The sequence below is a fragment of the Bacillus cabrialesii genome, from assembly GCF_004124315.2.
GTDB classification, from domain to species: domain Bacteria; phylum Bacillota; class Bacilli; order Bacillales; family Bacillaceae; genus Bacillus; species Bacillus cabrialesii.
The window spans coordinates 3,163,262-3,190,194 of record NZ_CP096889.1; the positions used below are offsets into that span (position 1 = coordinate 3,163,262).

General features: G+C 42.6%; 26 protein-coding genes and 3 pseudogenes. 7 read left to right on the top strand and 22 right to left on the bottom strand.

Annotated features, from left to right (window positions below; genetic code table 11):
• The 3 genes from EFK13_RS16230 to mnhG are packed head-to-tail and all read left to right on the top strand — an operon-like array spanning position 1 to position 1,119.
• The gene (locus EFK13_RS16230) at positions 1-477 is read left to right on the top strand and encodes a Na+/H+ antiporter subunit E (RefSeq protein ID WP_129507723.1); all 477 of its coding nucleotides are present in this window, start codon (positions 1-3) and stop codon (positions 475-477) included.
• Positions 477-761: a Na(+)/H(+) antiporter subunit F1 gene (locus tag EFK13_RS16235; RefSeq protein WP_129507722.1), complete on the top strand. Its 285-nt coding sequence runs from the start codon at positions 477-479 to the stop codon at positions 759-761. Before EFK13_RS16230 ends, EFK13_RS16235 begins: the two co-directional genes overlap by 1 nt.
• Positions 745-1,119 carry a monovalent cation/H(+) antiporter subunit G gene (gene mnhG, locus EFK13_RS16240; protein ID WP_129507721.1) on the top strand — a complete coding sequence of 125 codons (375 nt, stop codon included), beginning with the start codon at positions 745-747 and terminating at the stop codon, positions 1,117-1,119. The genes EFK13_RS16235 and mnhG overlap by 17 nt, the downstream gene beginning before the upstream one ends.
• Before the next feature lie 39 nt (positions 1,120-1,158).
• On the opposite strand, the gene EFK13_RS16245 is transcribed toward mnhG, so the two are convergent.
• The 6 genes from EFK13_RS16245 to degQ form a co-directional block, all read right to left on the bottom strand.
• Positions 1,159-1,539: a hotdog fold thioesterase gene (locus EFK13_RS16245; RefSeq protein ID WP_064816560.1), complete on the bottom strand. Its 381-nt coding sequence runs from the start codon at positions 1,537-1,539 to the stop codon at positions 1,159-1,161.
• A 20-nt stretch (positions 1,540-1,559) separates the two neighbouring features.
• Positions 1,560-2,204: a two-component system response regulator ComA gene (comA, locus tag EFK13_RS16250; RefSeq protein WP_064816492.1), complete on the bottom strand. Its 645-nt coding sequence runs from the start codon at positions 2,202-2,204 to the stop codon at positions 1,560-1,562.
• A gap of 80 nt (positions 2,205-2,284) precedes the next feature.
• Positions 2,285-4,582 (bottom strand): histidine kinase, encoded by a 2,298-nt coding sequence (locus tag EFK13_RS16255; protein WP_129507720.1) that lies wholly within the window; start codon positions 4,580-4,582, stop codon positions 2,285-2,287.
• 7 nt (positions 4,583-4,589) lie between these two features.
• Positions 4,590-4,742 (bottom strand): competence pheromone ComX, encoded by a 153-nt coding sequence (gene comX / locus EFK13_RS16260; RefSeq protein ID WP_282459461.1) that lies wholly within the window; start codon positions 4,740-4,742, stop codon positions 4,590-4,592.
• A gap of 23 nt (positions 4,743-4,765) precedes the next feature.
• Entirely contained in the window at positions 4,766-5,626 is an 861-nt protein-coding gene (locus EFK13_RS16265) for a polyprenyl synthetase family protein (RefSeq protein WP_129507719.1), read from the bottom strand.
• A gap of 184 nt (positions 5,627-5,810) precedes the next feature.
• Positions 5,811-5,951, bottom strand: a complete 141-nt coding sequence (degQ, locus tag EFK13_RS16270; protein WP_003220708.1) for a degradation enzyme regulation protein DegQ — start codon at positions 5,949-5,951, stop codon at positions 5,811-5,813.
• A 224-nt stretch (positions 5,952-6,175) separates the two neighbouring features.
• Here degQ and EFK13_RS16275 point away from each other — a divergent pair.
• Positions 6,176-6,253, top strand: a pseudogene (locus EFK13_RS16275) (hypothetical protein); the annotation flags it as partial.
• Between the two features lie 158 nt (positions 6,254-6,411).
• On the top strand, positions 6,412-6,780 hold the full coding sequence (locus tag EFK13_RS16280) for a YuzC family spore coat inner layer protein (RefSeq protein ID WP_129507718.1): 369 nt from the start codon (positions 6,412-6,414) through the stop codon (positions 6,778-6,780).
• On the opposite strand, the gene pdeH is transcribed toward EFK13_RS16280, so the two are convergent.
• The 7 genes from pdeH to EFK13_RS16315 all read right to left on the bottom strand — a co-directional run bounded on the left by pdeH (position 6,756) and on the right by EFK13_RS16315 (position 12,439).
• Positions 6,756-7,985 (bottom strand): cyclic di-GMP phosphodiesterase, encoded by a 1,230-nt coding sequence (pdeH, locus tag EFK13_RS16285; protein ID WP_129507717.1) that lies wholly within the window; start codon positions 7,983-7,985, stop codon positions 6,756-6,758. The two genes, EFK13_RS16280 and pdeH, sit on opposite strands and share 25 nt — an antisense overlap.
• Before the next feature lie 136 nt (positions 7,986-8,121).
• Positions 8,122-9,594, bottom strand: coding sequence for a nicotinate phosphoribosyltransferase (locus EFK13_RS16290; protein ID WP_129507716.1), 1,473 nt, complete (start codon positions 9,592-9,594; stop codon positions 8,122-8,124).
• A 15-nt stretch (positions 9,595-9,609) separates the two neighbouring features.
• Positions 9,610-10,161, bottom strand: a complete 552-nt coding sequence (locus tag EFK13_RS16295) for a cysteine hydrolase family protein (RefSeq protein ID WP_129507715.1) — start codon at positions 10,159-10,161, stop codon at positions 9,610-9,612.
• 96 nt (positions 10,162-10,257) lie between these two features.
• Entirely contained in the window at positions 10,258-10,656 is a 399-nt protein-coding gene (locus EFK13_RS16300) for a YueI family protein (protein WP_129507714.1), read from the bottom strand.
• 71 nt (positions 10,657-10,727) lie between these two features.
• Positions 10,728-10,976, bottom strand: a complete 249-nt coding sequence (locus EFK13_RS16305) for a YueH family protein (RefSeq protein ID WP_075749003.1) — start codon at positions 10,974-10,976, stop codon at positions 10,728-10,730.
• Positions 10,977-11,048: 72 nt separating this feature from the next.
• A complete protein-coding gene (locus EFK13_RS16310) occupies positions 11,049-11,270 on the bottom strand; it encodes a spore germination protein (RefSeq protein ID WP_129507713.1) in 222 nt (73 codons plus the stop codon).
• Between the two features lie 59 nt (positions 11,271-11,329).
• On the bottom strand, positions 11,330-12,439 hold the full coding sequence (locus EFK13_RS16315) for an AI-2E family transporter (RefSeq protein ID WP_129507712.1): 1,110 nt from the start codon (positions 12,437-12,439) through the stop codon (positions 11,330-11,332).
• A 114-nt stretch (positions 12,440-12,553) separates the two neighbouring features.
• On the opposite strand from EFK13_RS16315, the pseudogene EFK13_RS16320 reads away from it, so the two are divergent.
• Positions 12,554-12,944, top strand: a pseudogene (locus tag EFK13_RS16320) (DUF2283 domain-containing protein).
• 40 nt (positions 12,945-12,984) lie between these two features.
• Here EFK13_RS16320 and EFK13_RS16325 read toward each other — a convergent pair.
• The 9 genes from EFK13_RS16325 to EFK13_RS16365 all read right to left on the bottom strand — a co-directional run bounded on the left by EFK13_RS16325 (position 12,985) and on the right by EFK13_RS16365 (position 25,134).
• Positions 12,985-13,221 (bottom strand): YuzF family protein, encoded by a 237-nt coding sequence (locus tag EFK13_RS16325; protein ID WP_129507711.1) that lies wholly within the window; start codon positions 13,219-13,221, stop codon positions 12,985-12,987.
• A gap of 185 nt (positions 13,222-13,406) precedes the next feature.
• Positions 13,407-13,937: an HD domain-containing protein gene (locus EFK13_RS16330; RefSeq protein ID WP_129507710.1), complete on the bottom strand. Its 531-nt coding sequence runs from the start codon at positions 13,935-13,937 to the stop codon at positions 13,407-13,409.
• A 178-nt stretch (positions 13,938-14,115) separates the two neighbouring features.
• Positions 14,116-14,847, bottom strand: coding sequence for a (S)-benzoin forming benzil reductase (locus EFK13_RS16335; RefSeq protein WP_129507709.1), 732 nt, complete (start codon positions 14,845-14,847; stop codon positions 14,116-14,118).
• A gap of 63 nt (positions 14,848-14,910) precedes the next feature.
• Positions 14,911-15,366, bottom strand: a complete 456-nt coding sequence (essA, locus tag EFK13_RS16340) for a type VII secretion protein EssA (RefSeq protein WP_129507802.1) — start codon at positions 15,364-15,366, stop codon at positions 14,911-14,913.
• Positions 15,367-15,397: 31 nt separating this feature from the next.
• On the bottom strand, positions 15,398-18,598 hold the full coding sequence (esaA, locus tag EFK13_RS16345; protein ID WP_129507708.1) for a type VII secretion protein EsaA: 3,201 nt from the start codon (positions 18,596-18,598) through the stop codon (positions 15,398-15,400).
• The gene (gene essC / locus EFK13_RS16350; protein WP_129507707.1) at positions 18,595-23,082 is read right to left on the bottom strand and encodes a type VII secretion protein EssC; all 4,488 of its coding nucleotides are present in this window, start codon (positions 23,080-23,082) and stop codon (positions 18,595-18,597) included. The genes esaA and essC overlap by 4 nt, the downstream gene beginning before the upstream one ends.
• Positions 23,083-23,142: 60 nt before the next feature.
• On the bottom strand, positions 23,143-24,516 hold the full coding sequence (gene essB / locus EFK13_RS16355; RefSeq protein WP_129507706.1) for a type VII secretion protein EssB: 1,374 nt from the start codon (positions 24,514-24,516) through the stop codon (positions 23,143-23,145).
• Between the two features lie 14 nt (positions 24,517-24,530).
• Positions 24,531-24,770: an ESX secretion system protein YukD gene (gene yukD, locus EFK13_RS16360; protein WP_064816477.1), complete on the bottom strand. Its 240-nt coding sequence runs from the start codon at positions 24,768-24,770 to the stop codon at positions 24,531-24,533.
• A 70-nt stretch (positions 24,771-24,840) separates the two neighbouring features.
• Positions 24,841-25,134, bottom strand: a complete 294-nt coding sequence (locus tag EFK13_RS16365; RefSeq protein ID WP_003220661.1) for a WXG100 family type VII secretion target — start codon at positions 25,132-25,134, stop codon at positions 24,841-24,843.
• Positions 25,135-25,662: 528 nt separating this feature from the next.
• On the opposite strand from EFK13_RS16365, the pseudogene adeR reads away from it, so the two are divergent.
• Positions 25,663-26,929, top strand: a pseudogene (adeR, locus tag EFK13_RS16370) (sporulation transcriptional activator AdeR).
• The last annotated feature ends 4 nt before the right edge of the window (positions 26,930-26,933 follow it).

Sequence of the window (26,933 nt, forward strand, 5' to 3'; positions counted from 1 at the left end):
ATGGCATTTCAAATTTTATTAAATGTGTTTCTCGCTTTTTGCTGGATGTTCTTGAGCAATGATCCAAGCGCCGCAGGATTTATCACAGGCTATGCTCTGGGAATGCTCTCTCTCTTTTTCTTCCGGCGCTTTTTTACCCGCCAGTTTTATCTATGGAAAATATTTTCTATCATCAAGCTCTTTTTGATTTTTCTAAAAGAGCTGTATCTTGCCAATGTCAGTGTGCTGAAAACAGTCCTATCGCCGAAACTGAATATCAAACCGGGCATTTTCGCTTTTAAAACAGAGCTTACGAAGGATTGGGAAATCACCCTGCTGTCACTGCTCATTACGTTAACACCGGGAACCTTGGTGATGGATATTTCCGATGACAGAACGATTCTTTATATTCACGCGATGGATATTGAGGATGCGGAAAAAGCCATTTTTGATATTCGGGAGTCATTTGAGAAAGCGATACAGGAGGTGAGCCGCTGATGTTTACGCTGATTCTGCAAATCGCGCTCGGCATTATGGCCGTGTCTACCCTTTTGTATGTCCTTCGTGTCATTAAAGGGCCGTCTGTGCCTGACCGGGTCGTGGCTCTGGATGCAATCGGCATCAATCTGATCGCCATCACGGCGCTTGTCTCCATTTTGCTGAAAACAAGTGCGTTTTTGGATATTATTTTGCTGCTGGGGATCTTATCGTTTATCGGAACGATTGCATTTTCTAAGTTCCTGGAGAAAGGAGAGATTATCGAAAATGATCGAAATCGCTAAAATCATCGTGGCTGTATTCATTCTGCTCGGCTCTCTTGTGTGCCTTGCCGCTTCATTTGGGACGCTTCGCCTTCCTGATATGTATACACGCTCACACGCTGCTTCTAAAGGCTCAACATTAGGCGTCAATATGGTTTTGCTCGGTGTCTTCTTCTTTTTGTGGTTTATAACCGGGGAAATATCGGCTAAAATCCTGCTCGGGATTTTCTTTATCTTTATTACGTCGCCTGTAGGAGGGCACTTAATCTGCCGTGCTGCGTACAACTCCGGCGTCAAGCTTGATGAGAGAAGTGTACAGGATGACTATAACGGGATCAGAAACTTTGTGATTAAACGAAAAGAGGATTCTTACTTATAAAAAATAAGCAGCCGGACAGGCAGAGTTCCGGCTGTTTTTTTATTTCTTGATGACAGCCAGCGTGCATCTGGATATGCAGATCAGCCTCTCTTGCTCGTCATAAATGTGAATTTGATAGACAATCGTCGTCCTGCCTATATGAACGGGTTCGGCTACCGCCTTTACCGTTCCTTCCTTTACGGATTTTAAATGGTTGGCGTTGATCTCTAGACCGACACACGCCTGTGTTGTGTGATCAATCAAGTTCTGCGCGCCTACACTCGCCGCGGTTTCCGCCAGAGCCACTGAAGCGCCTCCATGCAAATATCCGAACGGCTGCACCGTCCGATGATCCACCGGCATGACCGCAACGCATCGTTCCGCTGTGTTTTCAACAATCTCAATTCCCAGCGCTTCAAGCAATGTGTGTTTCATATCCATCATATACCTCCCCCCCTTATTTACAGTACACCATCTGATTTCGCAATCAAAACCGCTTCCGTCCGGGAACCGACATTCAGCTTATTGAAGATCGATGTCAGGCTGTATTCAATGGATCGCTTGCTTAAATGAAGGGCATCTGCGATTTCTTGGTTTGTAAATCCCTTTTCAACTTCTTGAAGAATCAGGCATTCTCTAGGTGTGAGCACATCTTGTTCTTTTTGAGAGGAAGGAGCCGGCTTTGTTTTTTGCTGAGTCATCAGCTGTTTAAAGTAAGCAAAATCGACTAGAATTTCACCGTTGAGTACGTGGTATATGTATTGTGTGATTTTTTCTTTAGATTCCGTTTTGCTGATGGCACCGTGCAGACCCGCACGAATCGCTTCCTCGAAATAATCCTCGACCTCATAACCGGTATACACGATAATTTTACAATGAGGATTCTCTTGTAAAATCTGTTTAGAAAGCTCCATCCCATTGACATCGCCGCCTAAATTCAGATCCATTAAAATGAGATCATATGACGAGAAGTCGTGCTGCTTGATAAACTGTTCACTCGGTTCAGGACTGAGACAATCAACAGACAGATTCGAATCCGTTTCCAAAATTGTCTTGGTGCCTTCCATGACAGCCGGATGGTCATCAATCACTAGTATCTTTTTCATGTTTTCCTCCCTTTTACTCACTCTTTTCCATTTTATAAAAAAGACTTGGCTTATGCCAAGTCGTTTCCGTTATAAAACCATTACAATTCGATTTCAATATCAGCCTTAAAGCCCTTTCCTTCACTTGTTTCAATCCGAAGGCGTCCATCTAAAGCCCTGACTCTCTCTTTAATGCCAGAAAGCCCCATACTCATGGAATGCTCATTATGTTTTTCTTGGTCAAATCCTACGCCATTGCCCTCATAATGAAGAACAATTTTGTTTTGAATACTGATGAGCATAATCAGCACATCCGTCGCCTGAGAGTGCTTGACCGCATTGGACAGAAACTCTTGAATGATCCGGTACAAATTCAGCTGCGAATCCAGATCAAGCGAAGCCGTAAATCTGCCGGTATTTAAACGGATATGAAACGGCACCCGCTCCTGCTGCTGCGCCACAAGCTTCGACAGCGCCTTCACCAGCCCAAGATCATACAAAAGCTGCGGCCGCAATTCATGACACGTCTCCCTCGTCATCGAGATCACATCAGACATCTGCTCATTCATCTGCACAAGCTTGTCCTGCACATCTTCCCGGCACGGATTATCATCTTTCTTAAAATCAGCCAAAAACAGCTCACACTGGCGCTTTAAGGAAATCAAATCCTGAAGAACGGAATCGTGGAGATCGCGGGCAAGATCAGAGCGTTGTTTTTCTTCGATGGTGTACATGAGTTTTTTGAGCCAGACCGGGTTTGTCTCCTGTTTCTTTAAATCTTCGAGATGATTCATAAGTTCTTCGATTTTCATGACGTTTTCGATCGATACGTTTGTATAAAAAGCCAAGGTTTTCAGCCAAGAAAGTTCTTCAAGTGTGAGACGGGGCGTATTCATTTTAGATAAACAAAGAATCACAAATGATTTACCGCCGCGTTCACCTATTTTCATGACAAAGCCTTTATTGAATTCAACGGTTTTCCCTATTTCGGATGTTACTTTTCTAAATTCTTTTTGATAGACTTTTTCGAATGAATGTTGGTTAAGCTCTTCATAGAGTTTTATACTTCCATCAGCTGAAACCTCATAAATATGGGCTCGGCTTACAAGCGAAACCTCAAGTATGGTGGTTTTCAGTTCCTCAAATACTTGGGTCAAAGAAGTTGAATCTCTAATCAGCTGTGTAAATTTATATATGCTGTCTTGATAATTAAATTTTTCCGAGACTCTTTTTAATCTAAATCTGAAATCAAGTACTTCTTTATAATAAAAGACCGCCAACATGATAATATAAATTAAAAAGGTTAGTTTAACACTATAAAAATCATTATCAGGGCTACTAATTAATTCAATTGTAGAGATTAGAATAATTGTTGGCGTTAAAGCTAAAAAGCCATAATATCTTAATCTGCTTAAAATAAAATCTATATTATAGATTTTATTTGTCATGAATTGATATACCAATGAGAATGGTATTAGCAGCATAAATGAAGCCGCTAAAAAAGAAGAAACATAATGTGCATTTAAAAACACGTAAGGTATCAAATATAAACACAGAAAAGGTGAAAATGAAAAGATATTAATGATAGTGAGGACCTTAATAATATGCGCTTGTTCAGTATCTTTATTTTTAATTAAAATGATACAAAAATAAATCCCTACTATAATAAACAAAAAGAAAAAAGCAAGTAAATTTAATTTAGGAACATAATCACGAAAGAAAAGATGCGAACGAAACATTTCACATATTACATTTATGACCGGAATTAAATATAAAATAAAAACTTTTTTATCAAATAATTTGGTGCCTAACTCTTTAAAATATTGATAAAGAAAGAGAAGATAGTTTAGCGGCACAGATATTAATGTTACTACCATTATAAGCCTGCTCAGCATATCTCCCTTAGCAGATCCTCCAGCGCTTATATAAGCAATAGAGGCAGATAACAGAAAGATAATTAAAACTACAGCTGAGAGGAGGTTCTTTGATTCATTGATTTTCAATATAAAAAAGCAACAAAATAAACAAACAATATAAAATATTAATGGTATTAAGTAAGTAGTAAAATTTTTATCATTAAATAAGGTCATCTTCAGCTCATGGTTCTGCCCATTTCTCTCTACAATCATTGAACTTACATTTTTCAGTTTGTTCATTTTTATTTCGTTTGTATTTATCTTTTTATTATTAATGCTTCTTACAATATCTCCTTTTTCTATACCACTGTATGATGCCATTGAAAATTCATCTACATTCGTAATTACAATGTCACCATTTTTATCTTTAGTAACAGTTGCCCCAACTAATAAATTATTATTGCTTATATAGGTCAAATAAATAACATATATCAGACTTAATAAAACTAACACTACAGAAATTTGGTTATTTCTAGACTTCATTTAACCCTCAGTACTTCCAATCAAGCATTGAATAAATTTCTAATCCTTTAAAACCATTTATTATACATTCAGATTGATCTTTATCAACACCTACTAAACAAGCATTACCTTCCATTACTTCCACTAAAACATTTGGGTATTTAATTAAATATCCTACCATTTCTTGCACAATAAACCCCCTCCTTATTTAATCATAACAGACAATAATTTTTCAATTTTATCATCTTCTAGTTTTAATTGTGACATTTCTTTTTTTATTTTCTGGAGAGATAAATGTTTCATCACCAGCAAATATTGTATTACACCTGCTTCTGTTAATTTTTGTTTCAAAGCTTTAGTATCCATTGAAACAAATTCCTCTGGTTTTTGATATAAATTTAGAAGCTCAACTGATGCATCATTAAATTGTTTGTTTAAGTATAAGTATGCCAATGTATTTTTTTTCTGAACAAAATCGTTATTTAAGTAAAACAAACCTTTATAATCATTATCGATTTGCGACATAATCCCAAGTTCATAAGAATAATTAGCTACAATGGGATGGTATTTGCCTGTTGCCAGCATTACTCCCATAACACAGGGCAGTGCTGTTAGCGCTCCTGATTTATTTTTGATCATGTCAAGACAGGCTTCTTCCGTTTTGGGCGCATTCACAATATCATCATGCTGGCCTTGAATTGATTGTAACGCAAAATTCAATATCTCTTGTGAAAATTCTGGTTCATGACTAGCTTGACACATCACTTGTATACTTAGGGTGTAAAGAGCTGTAACCGCATTTAAAGCGATAGACGAGTCAATCTTCATCCATGCAGCATTTCCATTGTCTTTATCCTCTAAGTCATCATAAATATCGAATGAGAGTATAAGCAATTCAATTCCGACAGCTAGCAATTCAATTGCTTTTTGGTCCTGACCGTCAAAAGCTAGATAATGATGAAGAGCCAAATCTGCAAACTCAAACGTATCCTTGGACTCAATAAAACTCTGAAGATATCGCTCCAAGTCCTGATTCATTATTTTTTTGCTTACAATCTCCTGCATTTTCTCCTTAATCCGGACAGAATCTAAACATATCTGCTCAATAACGACTTCCCTCCTCCCATTCCATTTTACTAAATGGAACATTTAAAGGACAGCAGGTTTTTCGTTTTTTAACAATCATATAATACTTTATCCTTTTATTGTATGAGAAGAACGAAAAAAAAGACTTGTTTCCAAGTCTTTTTCACGAAATTTTCATTGCATAATTGTATTTATCGAGCTGATCAATGCTTTTGTTAATGTTTCGTAATGAATCTGTCGTTTCTTTAATATCAAGTTCGAGTCGGAATAACAATTGTTTTACTTCTTCAAGTTTCTTTTCCATCGTTTCCACACTCCTTTTTTTGAAAGATCAATGAATTGTGTATGGTGAACGAGTCCTAGGTATTTGATCTGTTACTAATAGTGTATCTCCTTTCGGCTTATTTTTCACCGAAAAGTATGCAAAAAAGTCCTGCGTGACACCGCAAATCTCAATAGGTCCTTATACTCAAAGAGATCACACCAAGAACGGGACTATTTTTCTACACAAAAGAGCGTGTTTATCCGCTGAAATTGAGAAAGATTCTTAATTCCCTTGATTTTAACGGGTTTCGTATTTTTACTAAGCAAGACTATAGTCCTTTTTAGCGCATTTTCAAAATGAAATATGCGATTCTTGGCGTATCCTGACCGACAAACACCGAAAAGACCGCAACGCTAAAGTTGTGGCCTTTTCGCTTTGTCATATTCGGCAATTAGGGATCTATACATATAGAAACATCCCTTTTGTGTGAGGTGCACCCATGAGATATCGTTATCCTTGGTTTTACGCCTATCCGTATGAAATTCGCCGCCCGCCAGCTTCTCCTGCCAATACAGATATCTTTATCCGTTCAGCGAAGCAGGCCGCAGGGCTTTTCGCCGATGCCCAGCTCGTTCTCAGCCGCATTGCGGGCTCGCGGGAGCTCTCGCGCCGCATCCTGACTGCAGCCGAGCAGTCAGATAAACAATCTGTAAAGCGCCTGATCAAACAAATGGGCGTCAGGCATGAAGTGGATGCGGTCTTTAATCCCGACGGTATCTACATCAGCCTCATCGGAACGCAAAGCCGAATGATTCTTGCTTTGCGGTGGTCCGAAGACCGCAATCATTTTGCGTCCATAAGCTTATGACACCACTCCAGAGCTTCCAGATAACACTCATACGCTTCTTCTTTGTCCAGTTCTTTGCCTAATTCTGTGCAGGTGTCCCAGTTGTTGCTTTCGATTAATTTCACAAGCTGAAGCATTTGGTAGTAGTCGTTTTGATGGCCTAATAACGCTTGTCCGACTTCATCTATTAAAGGCAATTCTTGAATAATGTCCTCTATTTCTCTGTGCAGCAGGGTGTCTATGAGAGAAAACATGCCGATCAGCATATAAGAAGCCGGCTGCGGCCGGGCTGTTTTTCTAGCCAGCAGCTCACAAAGCTTTGCTCTCATCAAAGAAATCTTAATGATTTCGTGCTTGCTGGAATTCCCTTTTCTGCTTAAATCTTTAAAGGAAAGAATGTAGATCCACCGTTTGATTTCATTAAACCCTAGCAGCATAATGGCCTGTTGAATGCTATCAATTTTCTGGCTGAGCCGGCTGTGGGAGGAGTTTAAAAATTTTAAGATTTGATAGGACAGTGATAAATCCCGCTCTATGTACTCTGTCACACGTTTTATGTTGGGCTGCTCTTTGCTCAATTCGTTAAGCAGTTCATAGTAAGAATAAAAATGGGTAGAAAGATCATGCCCGCTGATGATGCGCGGCTCGCTGAAAAAGTAGCCCTGGAATAACTGAAAGCCGTCTTGGGCCGCCTGTTTATATTCTTTTCGGGTCTCTACTTTTTCCGCTAAAAAAATCAAGCCGCTGCAGCCGTAGGTTTGCAAAATTTTTCTGCGTTCCATTCGTGTTGTTTTGAGAAAATCAATTTTCAATATATCAATATAGCTCATGAGCTTTTCAAGTAAGTCTTCATTTTGCGGGTTTATTGCATAAAAATCATCGAGTGCCAGCATATACCCCATTTTTTTCAACTCTTTGCATCTAGAGATGAGGGCCGGCGTGATCGGTATATCTTCAAGGATTTCAATGACAAGCTGTTTCGGATTGAAGGAGGTGGGAAGGTTTGAAAACATCAGGCTTTCCGTAAAATTAACAAAACAGCGTTTTCCTTCCGTCAGCTTCTCAATTCCGATGTTTAAAAAGCTGTTGATTACCAAGTCTGTTGTTGCCTGATCGCCGTCTTTAGCGCTATACACATTCTCTTCGCTCTCTCTATAAAGCAGTTCATAAGCAACAACCTGTTCTTTTCTATTAAAAATAGGCTGTCTTGCAACAAACACCCTCATTGGTTTATCCCCCTTACAATACGCGCGGCTTTCACCCCTAAGTATAACAAATAATTTGACGAAAATTGTCTAAACATGAAAAATAATATATGCATAAAGAAAACTGGCCTCTTCGCGAACGAAAGGCCAGTTTTCTTTATTCTTCCTCAAGCTCTTCTTCAAGTCTGCTTTTCACTTCGTGTATCCGCTGCATTTTATTGCTCCAGCAGTCCTCGCTTAAATCAACCGGATATTCCTCCGGCTTGCTGATTCTCTTATATTCCTCCCACAGCAGGCTGAGGTTATCCTGCACATACTGCTGTATGTCTGAGATCTCAGGATTTTGGTAGCAAAGAATGCCTTTTTCAAAAATCAGCTCGTGAAGATCCTTCGCATAAAAATTCGTGACAAATTTGCTGATGAATGTATGAACCGGGTGGAACATTCTGAGCCGCTTCTGATCATTCACCTGCTCATCATAAAGCGCAATATAGTCGCCCTCAGAATGATGATTGAGCTGATTGATAATGCGGTACACTTTCTTTCTGCCCGGCGTCGTCACTTTTTCAGGATTAGATGAAATTTTGATCGTATCGACCAATTTCCCGTCTTCTTCAATGGCAACGAGCTTGTAAACCGCGCCGAGAGCCGGCTGGTCATAGGCTGTAATCAGCTTCGTACCGACACCCCAGACATCAATGCGCGCTCCCTGGGCCTTCAAATTCATAATGGTATGCTCATCTAAATCACTTGAAGCAATGACTTTCGCATCTGTAAATCCTGCTTCATCAAGCATTTTCCGGGCTTTTTTTGACAGATATGCCAAGTCGCCGCTGTCGAGGCGGATGCCGATGAAATTGATGCGGTCACCGAATTCCTTGGCAACCCGAATCGCATTCGGCATGCCTGAACGAAGCGTGTCATACGTGTCGACCAAGAAGACGCAATCCTTATGCGTTTCCGCGTATTTTTTGAAAGCTGTATATTCATCGCGGTAAGCCTGTACAAGCGCATGCGCATGTGTGCCGGATACCGGGATATTAAAGCGCTTTCCGGCTCTTACATTGCTTGTCGCGCTGAAACCCCCGATTAAGGCCGCTCTCGCTCCCCACATAGCCGCATCCATTTCATGCGCGCGTCTTGTTCCAAATTCAAGTGCGACTTCATCACCGATGACGCCTTTAATCCGGGCAGCCTTTGTTGCGATTAATGTTTGGTAGTTCACAATATTAAGCAAGGCCGTTTCAATCAGCTGCGCTTCTACCAGCGGAGCCTCCACCCTCATAATCGGCTCATTGTTAAATACGAGCTCTCCTTCTTTCATGGAATAAAGTGAACCTGTAAACGTTAAATCGCGCAAATATTCAATAAAATCTTCATGATACCCGAGTTCATCCTGTAAATAATTCAAATCGCTATCCGTAAACTTAAAATTTTCCAAGTATTCGATGGCTTTTTCCAAGCCCGCAAATACCGCATAGCCATTTTCAAACGGAAGCCTTCTGAAAAAAAGCTCGAAAATCGCTTTCTTTTCATGAATGCCATCTCTCCAGTAGGTTTCCGCCATATTGATTTGATAAAGGTCTGTATGTAATGACAGGCTGTCATCTTTAAATCCGTACTCTAACACTGTTTTTCCCCTTCCTTACTCTGCCACTTGCGCTCCGATGCTGTTTGCAAAATGGGAAAGAGCCCACGTGTGCCCCTCCTGATTAAAGCTGGCAACAGCCTGTTTGTGCACAACAATCCGGAAACCTTTGTTGTATGCGTCAACCGCTGTATGCAATACACAAATATCTGTGCAGACACCGGCAAGATGCAGTTCGCCAATCTGCCGCTCTCTGAGTTTGAGCTCTAAATCAGTTCCCGCAAAAGCAGAATATCTCGTTTTTTCCATGTAGTAAACATTTGGTTCATGTTCATGTTTCTGATATAGAGGCAAAAGCTTTCCGTACAGATCTTTTCCTTCCGTGCCTTTAACATTATGCGGAGGAAAAAGACGGGTTTCAGGGTGATATTGATCCCCTTCATCATGAGAATCTACTGCTAATACGACGTAATCACCGTTTGCGATGAATTCTTCGGTCAAATTGACGATCGCCTCTTCAATCATTCTGCCGGGCTCCCCGCAGGTCAATGTTCCGTCACTCGCCACAAAATCATTCGTATAATCAATACAAATAAGTGCTTTTTTCATAGCCGGCCTCCCCGCCATCAGTATGAGAACATTATATCTTATCTCCAGTTGTAAGTGAATTGCCATGAATAAAAAGACAAACGGTCTGTTTGTCTCTTAAGGTTTCAGCACTGACCTGTTAAAAATGTCGTCCTGAACATATATCAATTCACGATTCACAGCGATGCCAGACGCAATGACAAGGCCTAAAGGCGTATGAAACTGAAGATCAGATACGATCTTGAAGTGCACTCCGTTCCGGTTCGCCATTTGGATATAGGGGGAGTAAGACTGATACTGAAGCTCTCCATTAATTAAAAGGGTTATGTTTTTGCCGCTTTTGAGCGCGTGCTCCGCTTCTTCATACGGCTTGCTTCTGAGCACCTGTCCTTTCGTCAGTGCCAAAAGCACTCTTTCCCTTAATGAGCCTAAAAACAAATGGCGCTCGTCAGGCTTTGTCTCCAAGGCTCCGTACATTCCTTGCTGCAAATAAAGATCGATTTTCTCTTCACTCAAAAGCTCGTCCTCCCGTCTTGTTTGTCTTCATTATCACCTGATCAGGCAGGAGCTAAACTTTCAAGGGCAGTTTACATTTCCGTTACCCAATGGATGATTTTTTTGGCCAGCTCATCAGCGACAGCTTCTTCTGTATGCCGGCGCAACGAAGCTTCAAGCCGTTCAGGCAGAGATGCTTTATCTTCTTCATAAGAAATGATCGTGCTCCACTCCAGCTGCGGAACCGCTACAAGCGTGCGCAGTTCTTTTCTGTTTTCATGCAGATACACGTCTGTGATCATTCCGGTTTCCGTGGTGATATTCGCTTTTCTAATTTTCATAACATGACCTCTCCATTTAAAGATTAACCATATTATACAATAAAAAAGCAACAGCCTCTCATAAAAAGGCTGTTACCCGTTAAACGAAACTGTTTCATCAATGATATCGGCATCTTTGAAAAATGTTTTACTCGTTTGGTTATTCATCTTCACAAAATCACCAAGCTGAAAGGCGCCAGAGCCCGCCCCAGAGTGAGCTGCGCTTTTGGGCGAAATCGCAAACACGTCTCCAAAGCTCGCCGCGGCATTACCCGTAACTGACATAATATAAATCGGACCCACAATCGCAGGCATTTCCCCACCTCCGCATTGATTTACAGCATCATATGCAAAGATGCGCAAATGGTGCCCGCCTATTCAGCGGACTTTGCGTCTTCTTCAAGACGTGACCGCTGGCGCAGTTTGATCAAGCGGACAATATTCAAGAAGAATGCCTTCACTACAGCGTAGACCGGCACCGCTAAAATCATGCCGAGAATGCCGCCGAAGCTTCCCGCTCCGATCAACAGCAAAATAATTGTAAGCGGATGCGTATTCAGACGCTTTCCGATTACGAGAGGAGAAAGAAGATTCCCGTCGAGCTGCTGAACGACGACAACCACAATAATCGCAAACAGCGCTTTGGCCGGCGAGTCCATAAAGCCGACAATGACAGCCGGAGCAGCACCGAGAAAAGGCCCGACATAAGGAATGATATTGGTAATCGCCATGACAATCCCAAGAATCAGGGCATACGGCAGCCCGGCAATTAAATAGCCGATAAAACACGCTGTTCCGACAAAAAGACAGATTAACAGCTGTCCCTGAAAATAAGCCGCAAGCGTATCGGATAAATCTTTAAAAATCTTTAAGCCTTCTGTCCGATAAGAAGCCGGTAGAATTTTTACTGCCAGGTTCGGAAAGCGGTGTCCGTCTTTCAGCATGTAAAAAAGGATAAATGGAACCGTAATAATAACAAGCGTGATGTTTGTCACGACGCCAAACACCGCAGATAAACTGGACGTGATATTTTGCGGCAGGTTTTGGAGAAAGCTTGTTGCCGACTGTTCAATTTTTGATATCGATACATAATCCTGAGTCATCATCCAGGTAAACCATTGGGAATGGGACAAATCCTTTGTCAGCGACTGAATCTGTTTTATATAATCAGGAAGATTGTTAAACAGCCCGGTCACTTGCGATGTAATGACAGGTCCCACCGACGCTGAAACGAAGGCAAGCAAACCGATAAACAGTAAATAGATCAATAGAATGGATAATGTCCGCGGAATTTTTTTCTCAAGCAGTCGGACGACCGGATTAAAAATGAAATACAAAATTCCCGCAATCAGCATCGGGAAAAACAATGTCGAGATAAAAACAATAAACGGCTGAAACACAAATGAAACTTTTGTTGCTACGAAAATAATCAGCAAAACAAATAAAATCTGCAATGTCCAGAAATGGACTTTTGATTTCAACAAGCTTTGTTCCTCCTAGTTTTTCTTTGTCTGTCAGATAAAAGGGCTTATACCCCATCATTGTAACAAAAATGAACTCATATCAGAACTCTTAATATAATGAAAGGAGTATTAGCGATGAAGGCAGTGACATATGATAAAGATTTAGAATTAGCTTATATTCATCTTCTTCCTCCGAAAGAGAGCGGGAATGTGTGGTCAGAGGAGCTTAGCGTCAATGATTGTATCCTGCTGGATATCAGTCAAGACGGCAAAATCGCCGGATTCGAATGTTTTGGTGAGGCAGCAGTGCTCTGTGCCCCGTTTGCCGGGAAATCCCGATGATATGTAAAAGATGCGGACGGCTATCAATTTCGTGTCCGTCAACATGTTTCAGTCCGTTCCAGCTATACAGCGTACGGCGCCACTTTTTGTTTTTCAGATGGTGAATATCGGGAATTTGCCGGTTTTGACCTTGACGAATCGATGTATCACAGCTCGTTTTTTGCAGCGCTTAACTGAAAAATAGGACGTCCCGGTGTACGCCTATTTTTCATGCGCAAGCACTGTTAAACCCGCTCACTGTAATCTGGGGTGACGGAAATCATGTGCTGGATTCTGATCAAACAAATAGAATTTCGGGCTCCTTCAATTGTGATATGGTCAGGTTTTACATCGATCAGTCTGCCTCTGACCGTATCTCGTACTGTCTGTATAACGAACCTTGAGCCGATGAGCTTTTTAATGGTCTGATAGACATAAGGATCGACTAAAGAGACCAGTTGCGGACTACCTTGGTTGACCATACTTTAATCCCCTTTTGATGTTTTATCTCAGTTTATGCCGCAATTATGGATAATGACACAGGCTTACCTGATAAAACGAGGGCTTCGGGGACTTAGGAGAAGATGTGCAAAAGCGGGTGTAAAGGAAATGGTGATGAAGCGAAACAGCGAAGAAAGCTGGCGCTGTTCCGTGTAGAAAGCGGGACTTATACAGGCTTTATCATAGATGACTGGGCTTGGTCGATTAATTGGTCCAGCTTTTCTATTTTTTTACGAGCGGTGGAAGAATCGATTTGGCGGTAATGATGGTGGCCGCCCGGCTCTTCATCAAGTTCGTCCGCTTTTTTGACAATCTGCTGCAGCGTGTTTTTATCTAATTCGCCTTCAGGCAAATATGAATCGGTATGAAGCAAAATGGCAAGGGCAATCTCTTTTGCCGCTCTCGGTTCCTCGCCAAGCCGAATCAGAAGCTTATGCGCCCGTTCCGCTCCTTTGATGGCATGGATGTCATTTCTTTTGTATTTCTCATAATCCCACTTACCGTCTGTATACCATTCATAATGGCCGATGTCATGCAGCAGCGCCGCTTTTGCAGCTAAATCAGGGTTGATGTCAGCCTTTACAGACAGCCTGAATGCATGATAAGCGCAGGCAATGGCATGTGCCACGCCGGAGCGCTGCAGATATTTTTGTGCAATTGGATGGGTGAAAACATCCATTAATGTAACCTTTCTCATGGAAACCCCTCCTTTAGATATTTTTAGAATCCTAACATAATTTCAAGAGAAACTCAATTGTTATGTCACATCATTGTTATACCCCAAAAGCAGGGTTTCAGTCAGTATATGCGGCTGTTCAACAACATGCGCGGGCAATTACCCTTTTTTATAAAAAAAAGAGCAGAAAATATCTGCTCTACAAAAACTCTTTTATATCATAAATGCGGCCATTTTCCGCGCCTGTTTCTAATAAAGAAAGCAGTGTGCCGGCAATAAAGGCCGGACTGCGAAGGCTTCCTGTTTCATTTAATTTCCGGAACCGTTCAATGTCGTGGAAATCCTTTTTCGATGAAGATCGGATGACAGCCTGCATCTCAGTATCCATAACACCTGGTGAGAAAGAAATCATGTTCACCGGCAGCTCTTCATCCCCTTGTTCAAATCCGAATGTCCTTGTAAACATGTCAAGGCCGGCTTTTGAACTGCAATACGCGCTCCATCCTTTATAGGGGTTTTTGGCTGCGCCTGACGTAATGTTGACAACCGTTTTTTTGCCGCTGTATAAAGCAAACCGTTTTGTAAACAGCTGACTCAAAAGCACGGGAGCAGTCAGGTTCAGCTGATAATGGCGCTGCAGCTCATCAAGAGACGCTTCGCCGGCGCGTTTGATTGGCGTTACCATTCCGGCGTTATTAATCAGGGTAATACCTGAATACCGATCTGGATTGATTGATGAGAGCAATGTTTCAAATTGCTGTTCAGCTTCTTCGAGATTGATGAGATCTATTTGATGCTGCGTCAGTTTTTCATGAAAGACGTCCGATTTCGTTCTGGATAAAGCATGGACTTCATGGCCCTTCTCTAAAGCCTGCAATGCAATGGCTTCACCCAATCCTTTTGACGCTCCTGTGATGATATAAAGTTCCATTGGAAACCTCCTCCTTCCGTTCCTATTGTACGTACCGCCTTTACTCAACACAAGCACGGGAGCCTACGCCTTTTTGTTCTCCTGCGCTGTCACTTTTGGGATGAGGAACACAATGCCTGCAATGCCGAGCAGGATCAGCACGACATAGATAATCGGAAGCAGAAGTGAAGATGTTTCTTGTTCTCCTTCTGTTTCCGTGGATGACGCCTTTGTGATTGGTTTTTCCGCGAAGGTAATTCCGAGCTGTTTCGATTGGGCCCTAATTGTGTTGGATTCCTCGGGATTCGTTGATGTAAACAAATCTTTTATCAGCTCGGCGTCTTTGTCCTCCGGCTTATCAAAAGTGATATCCTTCTGTTCCTCAGGCAATTCTGTTTTCTCTTCATAGTAGGTGTCTTCATGCAAATAATTCGTATCGATTTCAATGTCTTTTTTTTCATATTGGTTTGGCGCGACATCTGTATTTTCTTCGGTTTCGGCAGCGGCGGCAGAGGGTATGAAAAGGGAAAAGGAGAGCATACAAATCATGATCCCCTTTTCCATGCTGCGATTACGCTTCATACGTTTCATCGCTTTCTGCTGTTTTTTCTGCCATCAGCCGGATAATAAGCGGCAGAGCCGCGGCTATCACCGTAATGATCAGCAGAACCGATATTCCCATTGTAAACAAATGCCCAGTGCCGTACTGGATGTCGATATATACTTTCGATACCGGATCTTCAAAGGTAAAGTTCGGCATAATCAAATCAATAAGTGGTGCGACGTAGAATAAAATCATTGCCGCTGAAGCAACCCATCCAGGGATCGACCCGAATCTGAATGCCGCCCGGATGAAGGCAGAGCTTGCGACCAGCAATAGAATCGTAAACACTGACCACTTAATCGTCTGATCGTCCGGCAATGAATAAATATTCAAACCGAACAAGCTGATCATGAGTCCGACAAGGATATTCAGAATTCCGAATAGCGCTCCTTTAACGAGAAGCGGCGCGTTTTGGTAATATGAGCTAAAATAGCCGATTAACAGACTGCTGATCAATATAATGACAAGGATGACAACCGGCGGCACCGTCTGAATTTTCTCTTCTGGAACCTCTCCGCTGATTTTAAGCGGGTTCGCCAAGTAATCATATACATAGCCGTTGTTTTGCCCGTCTACTAATGTATTTCCCAGTATGCCGTAAACGTCACTGCGGATGAGCTTTGTGGAGGCCACATTTTTCCCCCAGTTGTTGTTTAAGGTATCAGCTTTCGTCTGAACATCATTAACGCTTTGCTGCATGTTCGTCGTGTAATCAATAATGCCTGACTGACGGTCAGATAATGAACCCATCATGTCTGACATTTGCAGCACTTCCTGGCCGACCGTATCTTGGACACTCAGCGCCATTGTGCCGGACAGCCCGTCGTTACTGAACGTCGCAGACTCCTGCGTTGCCCCCGTTACCAGCTGTTCTGACGCTTTTGCGGCACTATCAGAGATTTTCGTCAGCTCATCGAGAACACCTGCTTGAGAATCACGGATAAAACCGCTGTATTCGTCCGCAAATTTGGTCATGCCGTCGATAAAGCTGTTAATGTCTTCATCGGTTTGCATCGTGTTGTTTTTGAGAGCTTCCCAGCTGGCTGATTCTTCAGGCGAGAGAGCCAGTACGGATTTGACGTTGCCCTGCTGGCCTTCAATGGCATTGGTTTTTGCAGTGCTATCTATGGTTCCGGATAATACTAAATCATATACAGATAGATATTTATAGTATTTCATTAAATTAGATATATTTTTAGATTTAAGTGGCTTGGTAAAACCAAGTTGATTCTTTGATTCTAAATCATAGATAGTTTTATAAATACCCTCACTAAATACTTTTTCATGTTGTTGATTTAGTTCGTCTATTTCATCCTTAAGATCATCTATTTGACCATTCAATTCTTCGATCTTCTTATAGAGCTCTTCATTATGTTTATCTTCTTTTTCTTTCAATTCTTCTTCAATTTTCTTTATTCGCTCAGACGCTTTGCTGAGCTGTTCTTTTGCTTTTGCAATATCAGAAATGTCGTCGTTTCCTGGTTGATCTTCATTTCTAGGCTCAGTCGTGCCACCGTCGCCTCCTGAATCTCCGGTTCCGTCTTCATTTGCCAGCTGGATAAATTGAAGGGCTGAATCAGATGAAGCAGTCTGTTCTGCAGATGTACCCGTTTCAGTTTGTCCGCTGTCTGACGCACCATCAGAGGCACCGCCGTTCTGCTCCGGACCGTCTGTTCCCTGCTGCTGGTCTTGATCCTGAGTATCATCGTCCGTTTGTCCATCAGTCCCGGTATCACTGCTGTCATCATCGTTTCCGGTGTCTCCCTGTGTATCATCAGGGTTTGTGTTGTTTCCGTCATCAGGGTTGTCAGGGTTGTCAGGGTTGTCAGGGTTGTCAGGGTTGTCAGGGTTGTCAGGGTTGTCAGGGGACGGTTCGTCTGTTCCTGGATTTTCAGCTCCCGGGTCCTCTGGCGTCGGCTCCTCTTTTTCAGGTTCCTTTAGATTGTCTGAAATGTCCTTAATGTCAGCTGCGATGTTTTTCAGTTCTTCACGCTGTTTTTCCAGATCGATTTTCAGTTCTTCAGGATCTACTTCCTTCGGATCTTGATCATCAGTCTCAGGTTCATTCCCATCAGTGATTGGCTCACGCGCGTCAACGAGAAGCCCGTATACTTGATTTAGAACATTATCTCTATAATCCTTGATGAGATCACTCTGAATCTTCGCCATTCCCATTTCTTGCAATGGCACTTGATCCTGTCTTGCCTTTTTAGCATCATTCATCGCAAGACCAGCAATCCCAAGCTGTGTTTTTACTTGACTGATCCCTGTTGCCAATCCGCTCATGCGTTCGCTGAACTGATTCGCCTTTTGCTGAGCTTGAATGGCATCCAGACCTGTGTTGATTTGCTGCTGAGTCGAATCCTGGGCTGCCAAAAGCAGTTTTTTCTGATTTTCTTGATATTCTTTGTATCTTTCAACTGTATCAACGAATTCTTTCAGCGTGTTTTTGGCTTCCTCCGCTGTTGAAGCTTTTTCTTTGGTCGTGCCCTGCGCTTCATTCATTGATTTCTTCAGCTCATCGATTAAGTCTTTTTGCTGTTTGATTTCACCTGCTAAATCATTAGAGCTTGGTTTGTAAAAGTTGTACATGACATTCTGGAATTCAGATTCCTTATTGACGATTTTGTCAAATTCTCCTCTGATATTGTCCACTTTTTGCGAAACAAAGTTCCAGTATAAGGCCGACATTTTTTTGTTCATCGTCTTTTGGGCATCCTCAAGCTCACGCTGAACTTTTTCTTTGTTGACCGCATTCAGGTTATCTTGAATGCTGAATTCTAGCGTTGCTTTTTGGGGATGATCTTTATCATAGCTCAAAATGTTTTTTGAGAAGTCTGAGGGAATGTAGACGATCGCATCGTATTTCTTTGACGCGAGACCAGTCTCGGCCGCGCTTCGGTTTACAACCGTCCATGAATAATCGGGACGTTCCCCCAGAACGGCCGCTACTTCTTTGCCGAACTGGGCGGATTTGTCCTCTTCATCAGACTTCACCTCATCACTCAATACGCCTGTGTCTTCATTCACCACCGCGATTTGCCGCGTGGAATTGACTGCTTTTTTCGTCGGATCGTCTCCGATAAAGCGAAAAAATAAAACCGGCAGCAGTAAAATAATGACGACGGCGGATATTAACTTGATCAAGTTTTTTCGTTGTTCTGTCATCTAGCACTCTCCCTTTCAGCAGAACATAAAGGAATTTGAACTTTTTGCTCCTTCCCGTTTTCCACAACATATCCGAAGCCCGGCTGAATCTCAGGCTCCTGTCTTTGGTACGGGAGAGGAATGACATTTTGCTCAGATTTTTTCATCAGCAGAATCGCGTGGCGGATTTGCTTCATCTCTGTCGTCAAGGAGTCATAGCCTTTTGAGAATTCACTGTGGTTTCCGCCCGGGATAAAGCTGAAGCCAAGATGCGCGTATGATTTCATGAAGTTTGCCAGACGGTCTTGTATTCTTGTATCAATCGTCTGCTGGAATCTCGTAATCCCGTCAATCATCAGCACCACTTGTGAGAATCGCAGATTGTGCGCGTCTCCCTGGCGGACGGCTTCTACATACATGGCTTCTCTTGTTTTGAAAATGTCTTCTGCTGTTTCGATCCACTGCTCAATATCTTCTTTCGTTTCCAAGTATGATACATCTGATTCTTTCGCATATTGAGACAAGCCGCGATCAATCGAGTCAAACAAGCCGATCATTTCGGTTTCATCATCAATCAGATGTTCAAGCATGACTTTTAAGACGTTTGTTTTCCCGCGCTGGGTTTGGCCTAAAATCAGGCAGTGTTTATGCTTGCCCAAATCAAAATAGACTGGGCTGACTGTTTCTTCATGAAGCCCGATCGGTACAGATAAAGGCTTGCGTTCCAGCTTGAAGCGGAGAGAAAATTCTCTCGTCGACAGGCTTTCAGGCAGCATCGGAATCGGTGCCGGCTGCTCCATTGAAGCAAAGCGCTCCTGAAGCTTCTGAACGTCTGATTTCAGTCCGTTGAACATGCTGATATCATCGTCCGCGTCAACTGGCAGGAACATTTGTGCGAAATAAAGCTCTTCCTTTTGAATGATGACGCGCCCCGGAATCGGTTCAAGATTGAATTTTGGCCGTCCGTAAATAGAATATCCCTCAGATTGATCCATGAGATAATGGACAACCTTTGTTTTCAGGTTATTTAACAATGATTGGCGGACAGCATTAACACGCGTTGCCGTCAGCATGAAGTAGATCCCTAAGCTCTGTCCGTCTCTGGAAAGCTGGACAAATTCCGATTCAAGCTCATGCATCTCATCCTTGACGATGTCAAAGTTGTCAATGGTGATGAAAATGAACGGAAGCTCTTCTTCGCTAAGCGCATTGTACATTTTGATGTGGCTGATTTCTTTTTCCCTGAACAGACGTTTACGTCGGTCAATTTCTTCTTTAATTCGAATCATGAACTTTTCAATTTTTCTTGACTGGTCCATCAGGAAGTAATCCGCGGTATGCGGAAGCTTCGCTAATGGCAGAAGCGTTCCGTTTCCGAAATCAAAAATATAGACATGAAGCTCTTCAGGTGTGTACACATCCGCAAAGCTCATCAGGAACGTTGCGGCTGCAATTGATTTTCCGTAGCCGGAAGATCCGAATATGCCGATATTTCCGTCGTCCATCATCTTATAAGCAATCGGCTCCTGTCTTTGCAGATCAGGTTCGTCGACATAAGCGAAATGGAAATGGTCTTTTTCGTCTGAAGGGAAGAGAGTGCGCGGGATACGTTCCGCGAGCGGCGGCAGCCAAGGGCTTGGCAGCTTCTCAATTCCCATATCATCTTGAATGCGTTCAATTTCGTCAACGACAGCTTCGATTTCTGTTTGAACGTCTTTTTTCGCGATATCCTCAGTATCAACTTCAGAAAGCGGGATCAGGCCCGTATCTGTGACGATCGCGATTTCATCCTCTGTTCCGTAGACTTCCTCTAAGTAAGGCGCCCCGCTCCAAGCGGATTGGAACAGCTCATACACTTCATTGTTGCCGACCTGCAAATAACCGCGCCCTGTCACGGTAATGTTTGCGGCATCGCTGTTTTTCAAAATTTCTTTACTGTCGGTGGCATCCTGAACCTTCAGCGCTACTTTAAAGCGCGAGTTACTCCAGATCTGGTCGTCGATGATGCCGCCCGGCTTCTGTGTCGCCAAAATCAAATGAACGCCGAGGCTTCGGCCGATACGTGCGGCACTGACAAGCTCCCTGATAAAATCAGGCTCCTCGCTTTTCAGCTCGGCGAACTCATCAGAAATTAAGAACAAGTGAGGCATCGCCACTTCTGCTTTGCCCTGCTTGTACAGCTTTGTATAGTCATTGATGTGATTGACTTGATATTGGTCAAACAGGCGCTGCCTTTTTTTCAGCTCGCTTTTAATGGAAGCAAGCGCACGCATACTGAAGTTTTTGCTGCCTTCAATATTTGTGATCGTGCCGAGCAGGTGGGGAATATTGCGAAACGGCTGCGCCATCCCTCCGCCCTTATAGTCAATTAATAAGAAAGCTGCTTCATGCGGGTGAAAATGCACCGCAAGTGACAAAATATAGGTCTGGAGAAATTCACTTTTCCCTGACCCCGTTGTCCCCGCAAGCAACCCGTGCGGCCCGTGGGCTTTCTCATGAAGGTTCAGATACACAATGTCATCTTTCCCTTTATAGCCGATCGGCACTGAGAGTGACTTTGACGATTCACTAGTCAGCCATCTTTGCTGAATGCCGATTTCTTTTACTTCCTTCGCATGGAAAAGCTCCAGGAACGATACCGTTTCCGGAATGGAATTCGTAATGCCGACCTGGTGATTCAGCGTCCGCAGCGTGCGTGAGAACCGTTCGTTGTCCCCGCGCTGATGATGATCGAGGCGGAACGGAATTCGCACCGCTTTTTTCTTCTGTATTAAAATGTCGCCTTCATTCTCATTGATGTAGCGGACAAGAGTCGTAATGTTTTCTGACAAGCTTTCCTTTGTTTCAGCAGCTACAATTGTAGAGATGCCCAGATGCTCATGCTGCCCTTCTAAATATTCGAGAATGACATGCTCTGAGATCAGCTGCTGATTCGTGATGACAAATACAAAATGCGGTTTGAACTGCAGTTTTTCTTTGTCATCTTCGAGATCGCGCTCTCTGATCAATTCGTAAAGCGAAGACAGGAGCTGGTCTCGGGTTTGCTCATTATATATAAAACCTTTCGCATAAATATGGGGCATTTGAAATTGCGGTAGCCACTTCATCCACTCCCAATCTTTATACTCTTCTTCATGAAAAATAAAAACGAAACGCAGATCGTGATAGCTGTTAAAGAACGACAGCTGTCCGATCAGCTGGTGAATCTCATTCTTTACAATTTGCGATTTACCGACAAGCCCCATCGGACCTTCCGCCAAATCGACCGTAACCGGCGCATTGCGGATGTCTTTATAGACACGCTGCATGTGCTGCGATTTCTCCATGAGATCATCGATATCACGATTCGCCAAGTCTCCGCCGCTCATATTGATTTCATAGGTTGAAGGAACTGTTCCCGTCCCAAGCCGCAGCTGGAGATAATCCTTGCTTTCAAGTGATTTTTCCCAAATCCGGTCGCTGATTTCACTTGTTAAGTATTTCATTTGTTCAAACGAAGGGAAATGAAATTCAAGCACCTGCTTTTGCTTTTCAGCAAGCTCCTGAAGCTCTTTCCGCTTATTGTCTAAGTAAAGCTTATACACGCGCTCCCGTTTTTCCTCACGTTTTTTTCGCTGGTTTTTATCCCGGAAATATTGCACTGTCGAGGTAATGAGGGTCATCATAAACATCGCGAGAGACACGAGTATGAATATGCCGCGCGGCTGAATGATGGCGACAACGCCCATCACGATCAGCATCACTAGCGGCGGCAGGATGACGAGCCACAGCCCTCTGTTGGTTTGATCGCTCTCCTGAGAGGGAAAACTGAAGGACACGCGGTCTTCTGGCAGGTCGTACACCATACGCGGCGTTCTTCTGTACTGCGGATATTTTTTCTGCATCTCTGTGGTCGGTTTGACCGTTTCTGTTAATGCTGTTTTAAACGGGGCAAAATGTACAATTTCTAAAAGGTCTTGTTCTGTCACTCTCATTTGCGTGAAGTTCCAGAAGATTTCATCCCCCGGCTGCAGCCGTGTATTGTCGATGACCTTCTCCCCGTTCAAGAAGACCGTCCCGCTTTCAGGACGAACCGACCAGCTTTCGCCGACATGAAGCAAAGAAAACGTGCTTTGTTCTGCAAAAGCAAAATCTTGCGGATTCAGATAAATATCTGCATTCGTTTTTTCTGACGAGCATATGATTTCATCACGATTCCCCGTAAAATAAACGGATTTTTCAGGCTCACTGCACGTCAAAACGAAGCGTATATCCTGCTGATCCGTTTGGAGAGAAAATGATGTATCCGGCTCAATCGTTCCGAGACAATCATTTCCCAGGAAAACTTCGTATCGGCCGCCGGATTCCTTTCTTTGAAGAGAAATCACTCCGCTCGCAAACGGAATGGTGCCGATCGTAACGGAATCCTTCACATCAGGCCCTATGGTCACCGGATGGGACGACGGGAGGTCAGACAGTTTCAGTTTTTGAACGTTATTTTGGTAAAAAACCCATAATAGACTCAAATGGCGAACCCCCTAACGGCCAAATGACAGCATGCGATGACCTGCGCTTTATGTCTCACGTTATTTGTCATCTTTTTTCTCATCTTTCTTTTCTGTTTCTTTTTTCTCTTGTTCTTCTTTTTTCTTCTGTTCTTCTTTTTTCGCTTTTTCCTCGGCTGCGGCTTTTTCTTCTGCCGCTTTCTCTTCAGCTTGCTGTTTTTCTTCGTCTGTTTGTTCTTCGGCAGTTTGGCTGGTTGCATCAGTTCCTGATGTGTCAGATAACTCTTCTTCTTTTTGTTCCTTTATTTGTTTTCTTATTTGTTCGATCTCGCTCTGTACAGAGTCTAATTCTTTTTGCTTTTCATCATCTTTCATACTTTCATCTGCTAATATCTCAGCCTTATATCTGATCAGACCCAATCCAATATACGGATTATATTCAAGCTTTCTTCCAATGCTAATGGCTTCTTTATTGTTGCCTCTTCCTATGTCTATCCAATAAAGGAAGTGCTGCGGATCTGATTGCAGTGTGACCAAATTATTTTCTACTTTTTTCTTTTCATTACTATCTATACTTTCAACCTCAACATAAGACGTCGCCAGCTGATACTGCACCGATTCAGGCAGGCTTTCGGCGTCGTACTTGGACAGTGTGCTGATGACTTCACTGTACTGCTTGTTTAGGAAAGCGCGGTTGCTGTCCACTATCGCCTGATGCTTTGGCTGCGCGAAAAATAAGGCGTACATCGAATAAATAAGGGTAGGCACAAGCAAAACAATGAGCCCCAGGCCGATGTATCGCTGGATGTTCCACTTCTTTCTCGGGATATGTATGTATGTTTTCGCTTTGGCTTCGAGCTCATCGATATGTGTTTGAATCAGCTCGAGCAGGTCATCATAGGACGCCGCATCCAATATCGCCTTAGCCTCTGCGGAGAACGTCAGCGTTTCATTGAATTTCAGATAGTCTTCAAACGAAAAAGCGCCGTCAACTGCTAAAGCCGCTGTCGCTTTCAGTTCCCGCCACACTCTTTCCTCATCATGCTCGTAAGGAGGAATGCTTTCTTTTACTCCATAATGAAGAAAATAAGGCGTTAAGCCTTTATCAAATACAATGTTTTCAGGAGCGACAATCAAATTCAGCCTCGACAAATTGTGCTGCTGTACAGCTTGGACAAGCTGATAGGCAAACTGCCATTTGCTTTTTTTATCTTTAGCTTTCATGAAGCGGAATGCTTTAAAGGAGGGAGGAGGTTGGATTGTGATGATCACTTCATCATCCGTCACATCGATCTCTTTATGAATAAATGGATTTACATCTTTGATCACGTTGGCTTCGAGACCGTCCAGAAGCTTTATTTTTTCCCGCTGAAAGGTAAATGTATAGCCGGCATCTGTTTTCTCAGCAACGGCTTCTAATTGATTTTCTAAATATGATTTTTGTTTATCCGACATTCAACCAGATCCTTTCATAATATCTCAAGCCGGTCTCCGTTTGTAATGCCGCAATCAGACAGCTTGCATTCTCCGGAAAACACCGTATCCTTATTAACCACTCTGATCCAGTGCCCTTCGCGCGGAGGTATAGCTACGCTCTGAGCCTGCCAAGCAATATCAATTACTTTTTTCACCGGGTGGTAATCTGACAATCTGAGATCAAAGACATTGCCGTTATAATGTTTCAAATCTATTGTAATATCAATATACATATTAGGATCACCCTTACATAGAAAGAGCGCCGTCTTCTCGTGAATCAGGCGCTCCTTCCCTTTCATACTGTTATCCGCGGATTTGATTTGCGATGTCTTGGTCAGTAGACTCAAGTGTATTTGCTGTTTGATCAAGCTGCTGATTCACATCTTGAAGCAAATCTGACATTTTGATAAATGAAGGTTTGAGCTGCTCGTATTGATCTGCGAACGCTTCGCTAGAAGCACCTTCCCACATGCTTTTCAAATCAGAGATCATTCGGTTTAAACGATCAACCTGATTTAATACTTCTTGGCTTTCGACGCCGTATTGCTTCGCCATCGCTCTTAGCTCTTCGGGTGTGACACGAATTAATCCTGCCATATTCCTCATTACCTCCTGTGCCATCAGCCTAAATATGGGCTAATTCACTTATTTTTAGAACGTCATTATTATAAAAACAGTTTTTCGGCACAGTCAAACAAATATGTTTTAATTTTACAAAATGAGTCCAATGGTTTATCCCAAATCACTAAAAAATGACATATATTGTTAAACACGTAGGTTTATTTTCTTAATCTTCTCTTCATCCTCCGAATAATCCAAAAGACCCAAATGATTCTCCAACTCCCAAAAAAAACCTTTCAGAAAATTTGATGCTACAGCACCATTTCTGAAAGGTTCTGTTTTTTCTTTCCTTAATCAGTCTCTCCCCGATGACTATCTTGGAAGAATAAAAGGATAAGCTTTCGTATCATATAAGGCATACAACTGTACTGTAAAAAGAACGATTACGCCGCTATTCATATATAAAACGTTTCTCTCAATATACCATGTCATTGTTTTTGACTTCCGCTCTTTGTTGTTGATTTTCACAAACAACAACAATCATAATATAAGGAAGGGGATGAGATGTCAAAGAGAAATCAAGCATAAAGTAGGGATATTTATGACCATGCCGAATGATCCGTTTAAATACAGTTTTGACAGACTTGAAGATGTGGCTGATCATATCAGCGATGTCCTGCGGTGCCCGATCACCATAGAGGATGTCAACCACAAGCTGCTTGCCTACAGCACACACAGTGACTGCACAGATCCTGCCCGGACATCTACAATCATTGGCAGAAGAGTGCCGGAGAAGGTCATTAACAAGCTGTGGAAAGACGGGACGATTCCAGCGCTTTTAAAAACGGACCAGCCGATCAGAGTAAAGCAAATAGATGAAGTCGGACTAAGCAATCGCGTCGCCATTTCCATTTGGAAAAACAACCAAGTGCTTGGGTTCATATGGGCGCTTGAGATTCAAAAAACATTGTCTGACGATGATATGATGACATTGCAAATGGCGGCCAAAGCAGTGAGAAATAAGCTTCTCAAACTCCAAATCAGAAAAACGAAAAATGAAGAACGTAGCCAAGAGTTTTTCTGGAAAATGCTTACTGGACACATTCATCAGGAGCATGACATGGCGGATGGGTTTCACAAGCTTGGAATGGTCGCCCCTTCTGAGTTTTCCGTGATGATCATCCGGATAAACGGTGAGCTGACTGAAAAAATCGAGCAGCAGCTGCAATATTTGCAGGAAACGACCCAGCAGGTTCACGTGCTGCTGACGACCGTAGATTCCAATGAACTCATTATCTTAACCGCACCCAAAACAGATCACCCGTTTCAAGATTTAAAGCAATTCGCTTTAAGTACGCAAAAACAGCTGAAAGAACGTTATAAAATAGAAGACGTTTCAATCGCTTTTGGCGGAATATACAATTCTATTTCTTTTGTCTCCCGCTCCTATCAGGAGGCATTATCCGCCTTAAAAGCGAAGGAACGGTTCGCAGAAGAGACAAAACATCTTTTCAGCTTTTCTGAATTAGGCATTTATCAATACTTGGATGTCTTAGATGAAAAACGGCGGCAGACGGAATATTTTAATTATTCGCTTTCCAAGCTGGAACAGTATGACCGGGATCACCAGTCTAATATGGTAGAAACGCTAGAGTGTTTTATTGAAGCTGACAGCAACGTGAATACAGCCTCCAAGGTGTTAAATATACATGTTAATACGTTGAATTACCGCCTCAAGCGTATCAGCCAGATCGCTGAAATCGATTTAAAAAACATCAATCAAAAATTCTCCATCTATTTGGATATCAAGCTTCGGCACATGGATTTGTGAAATT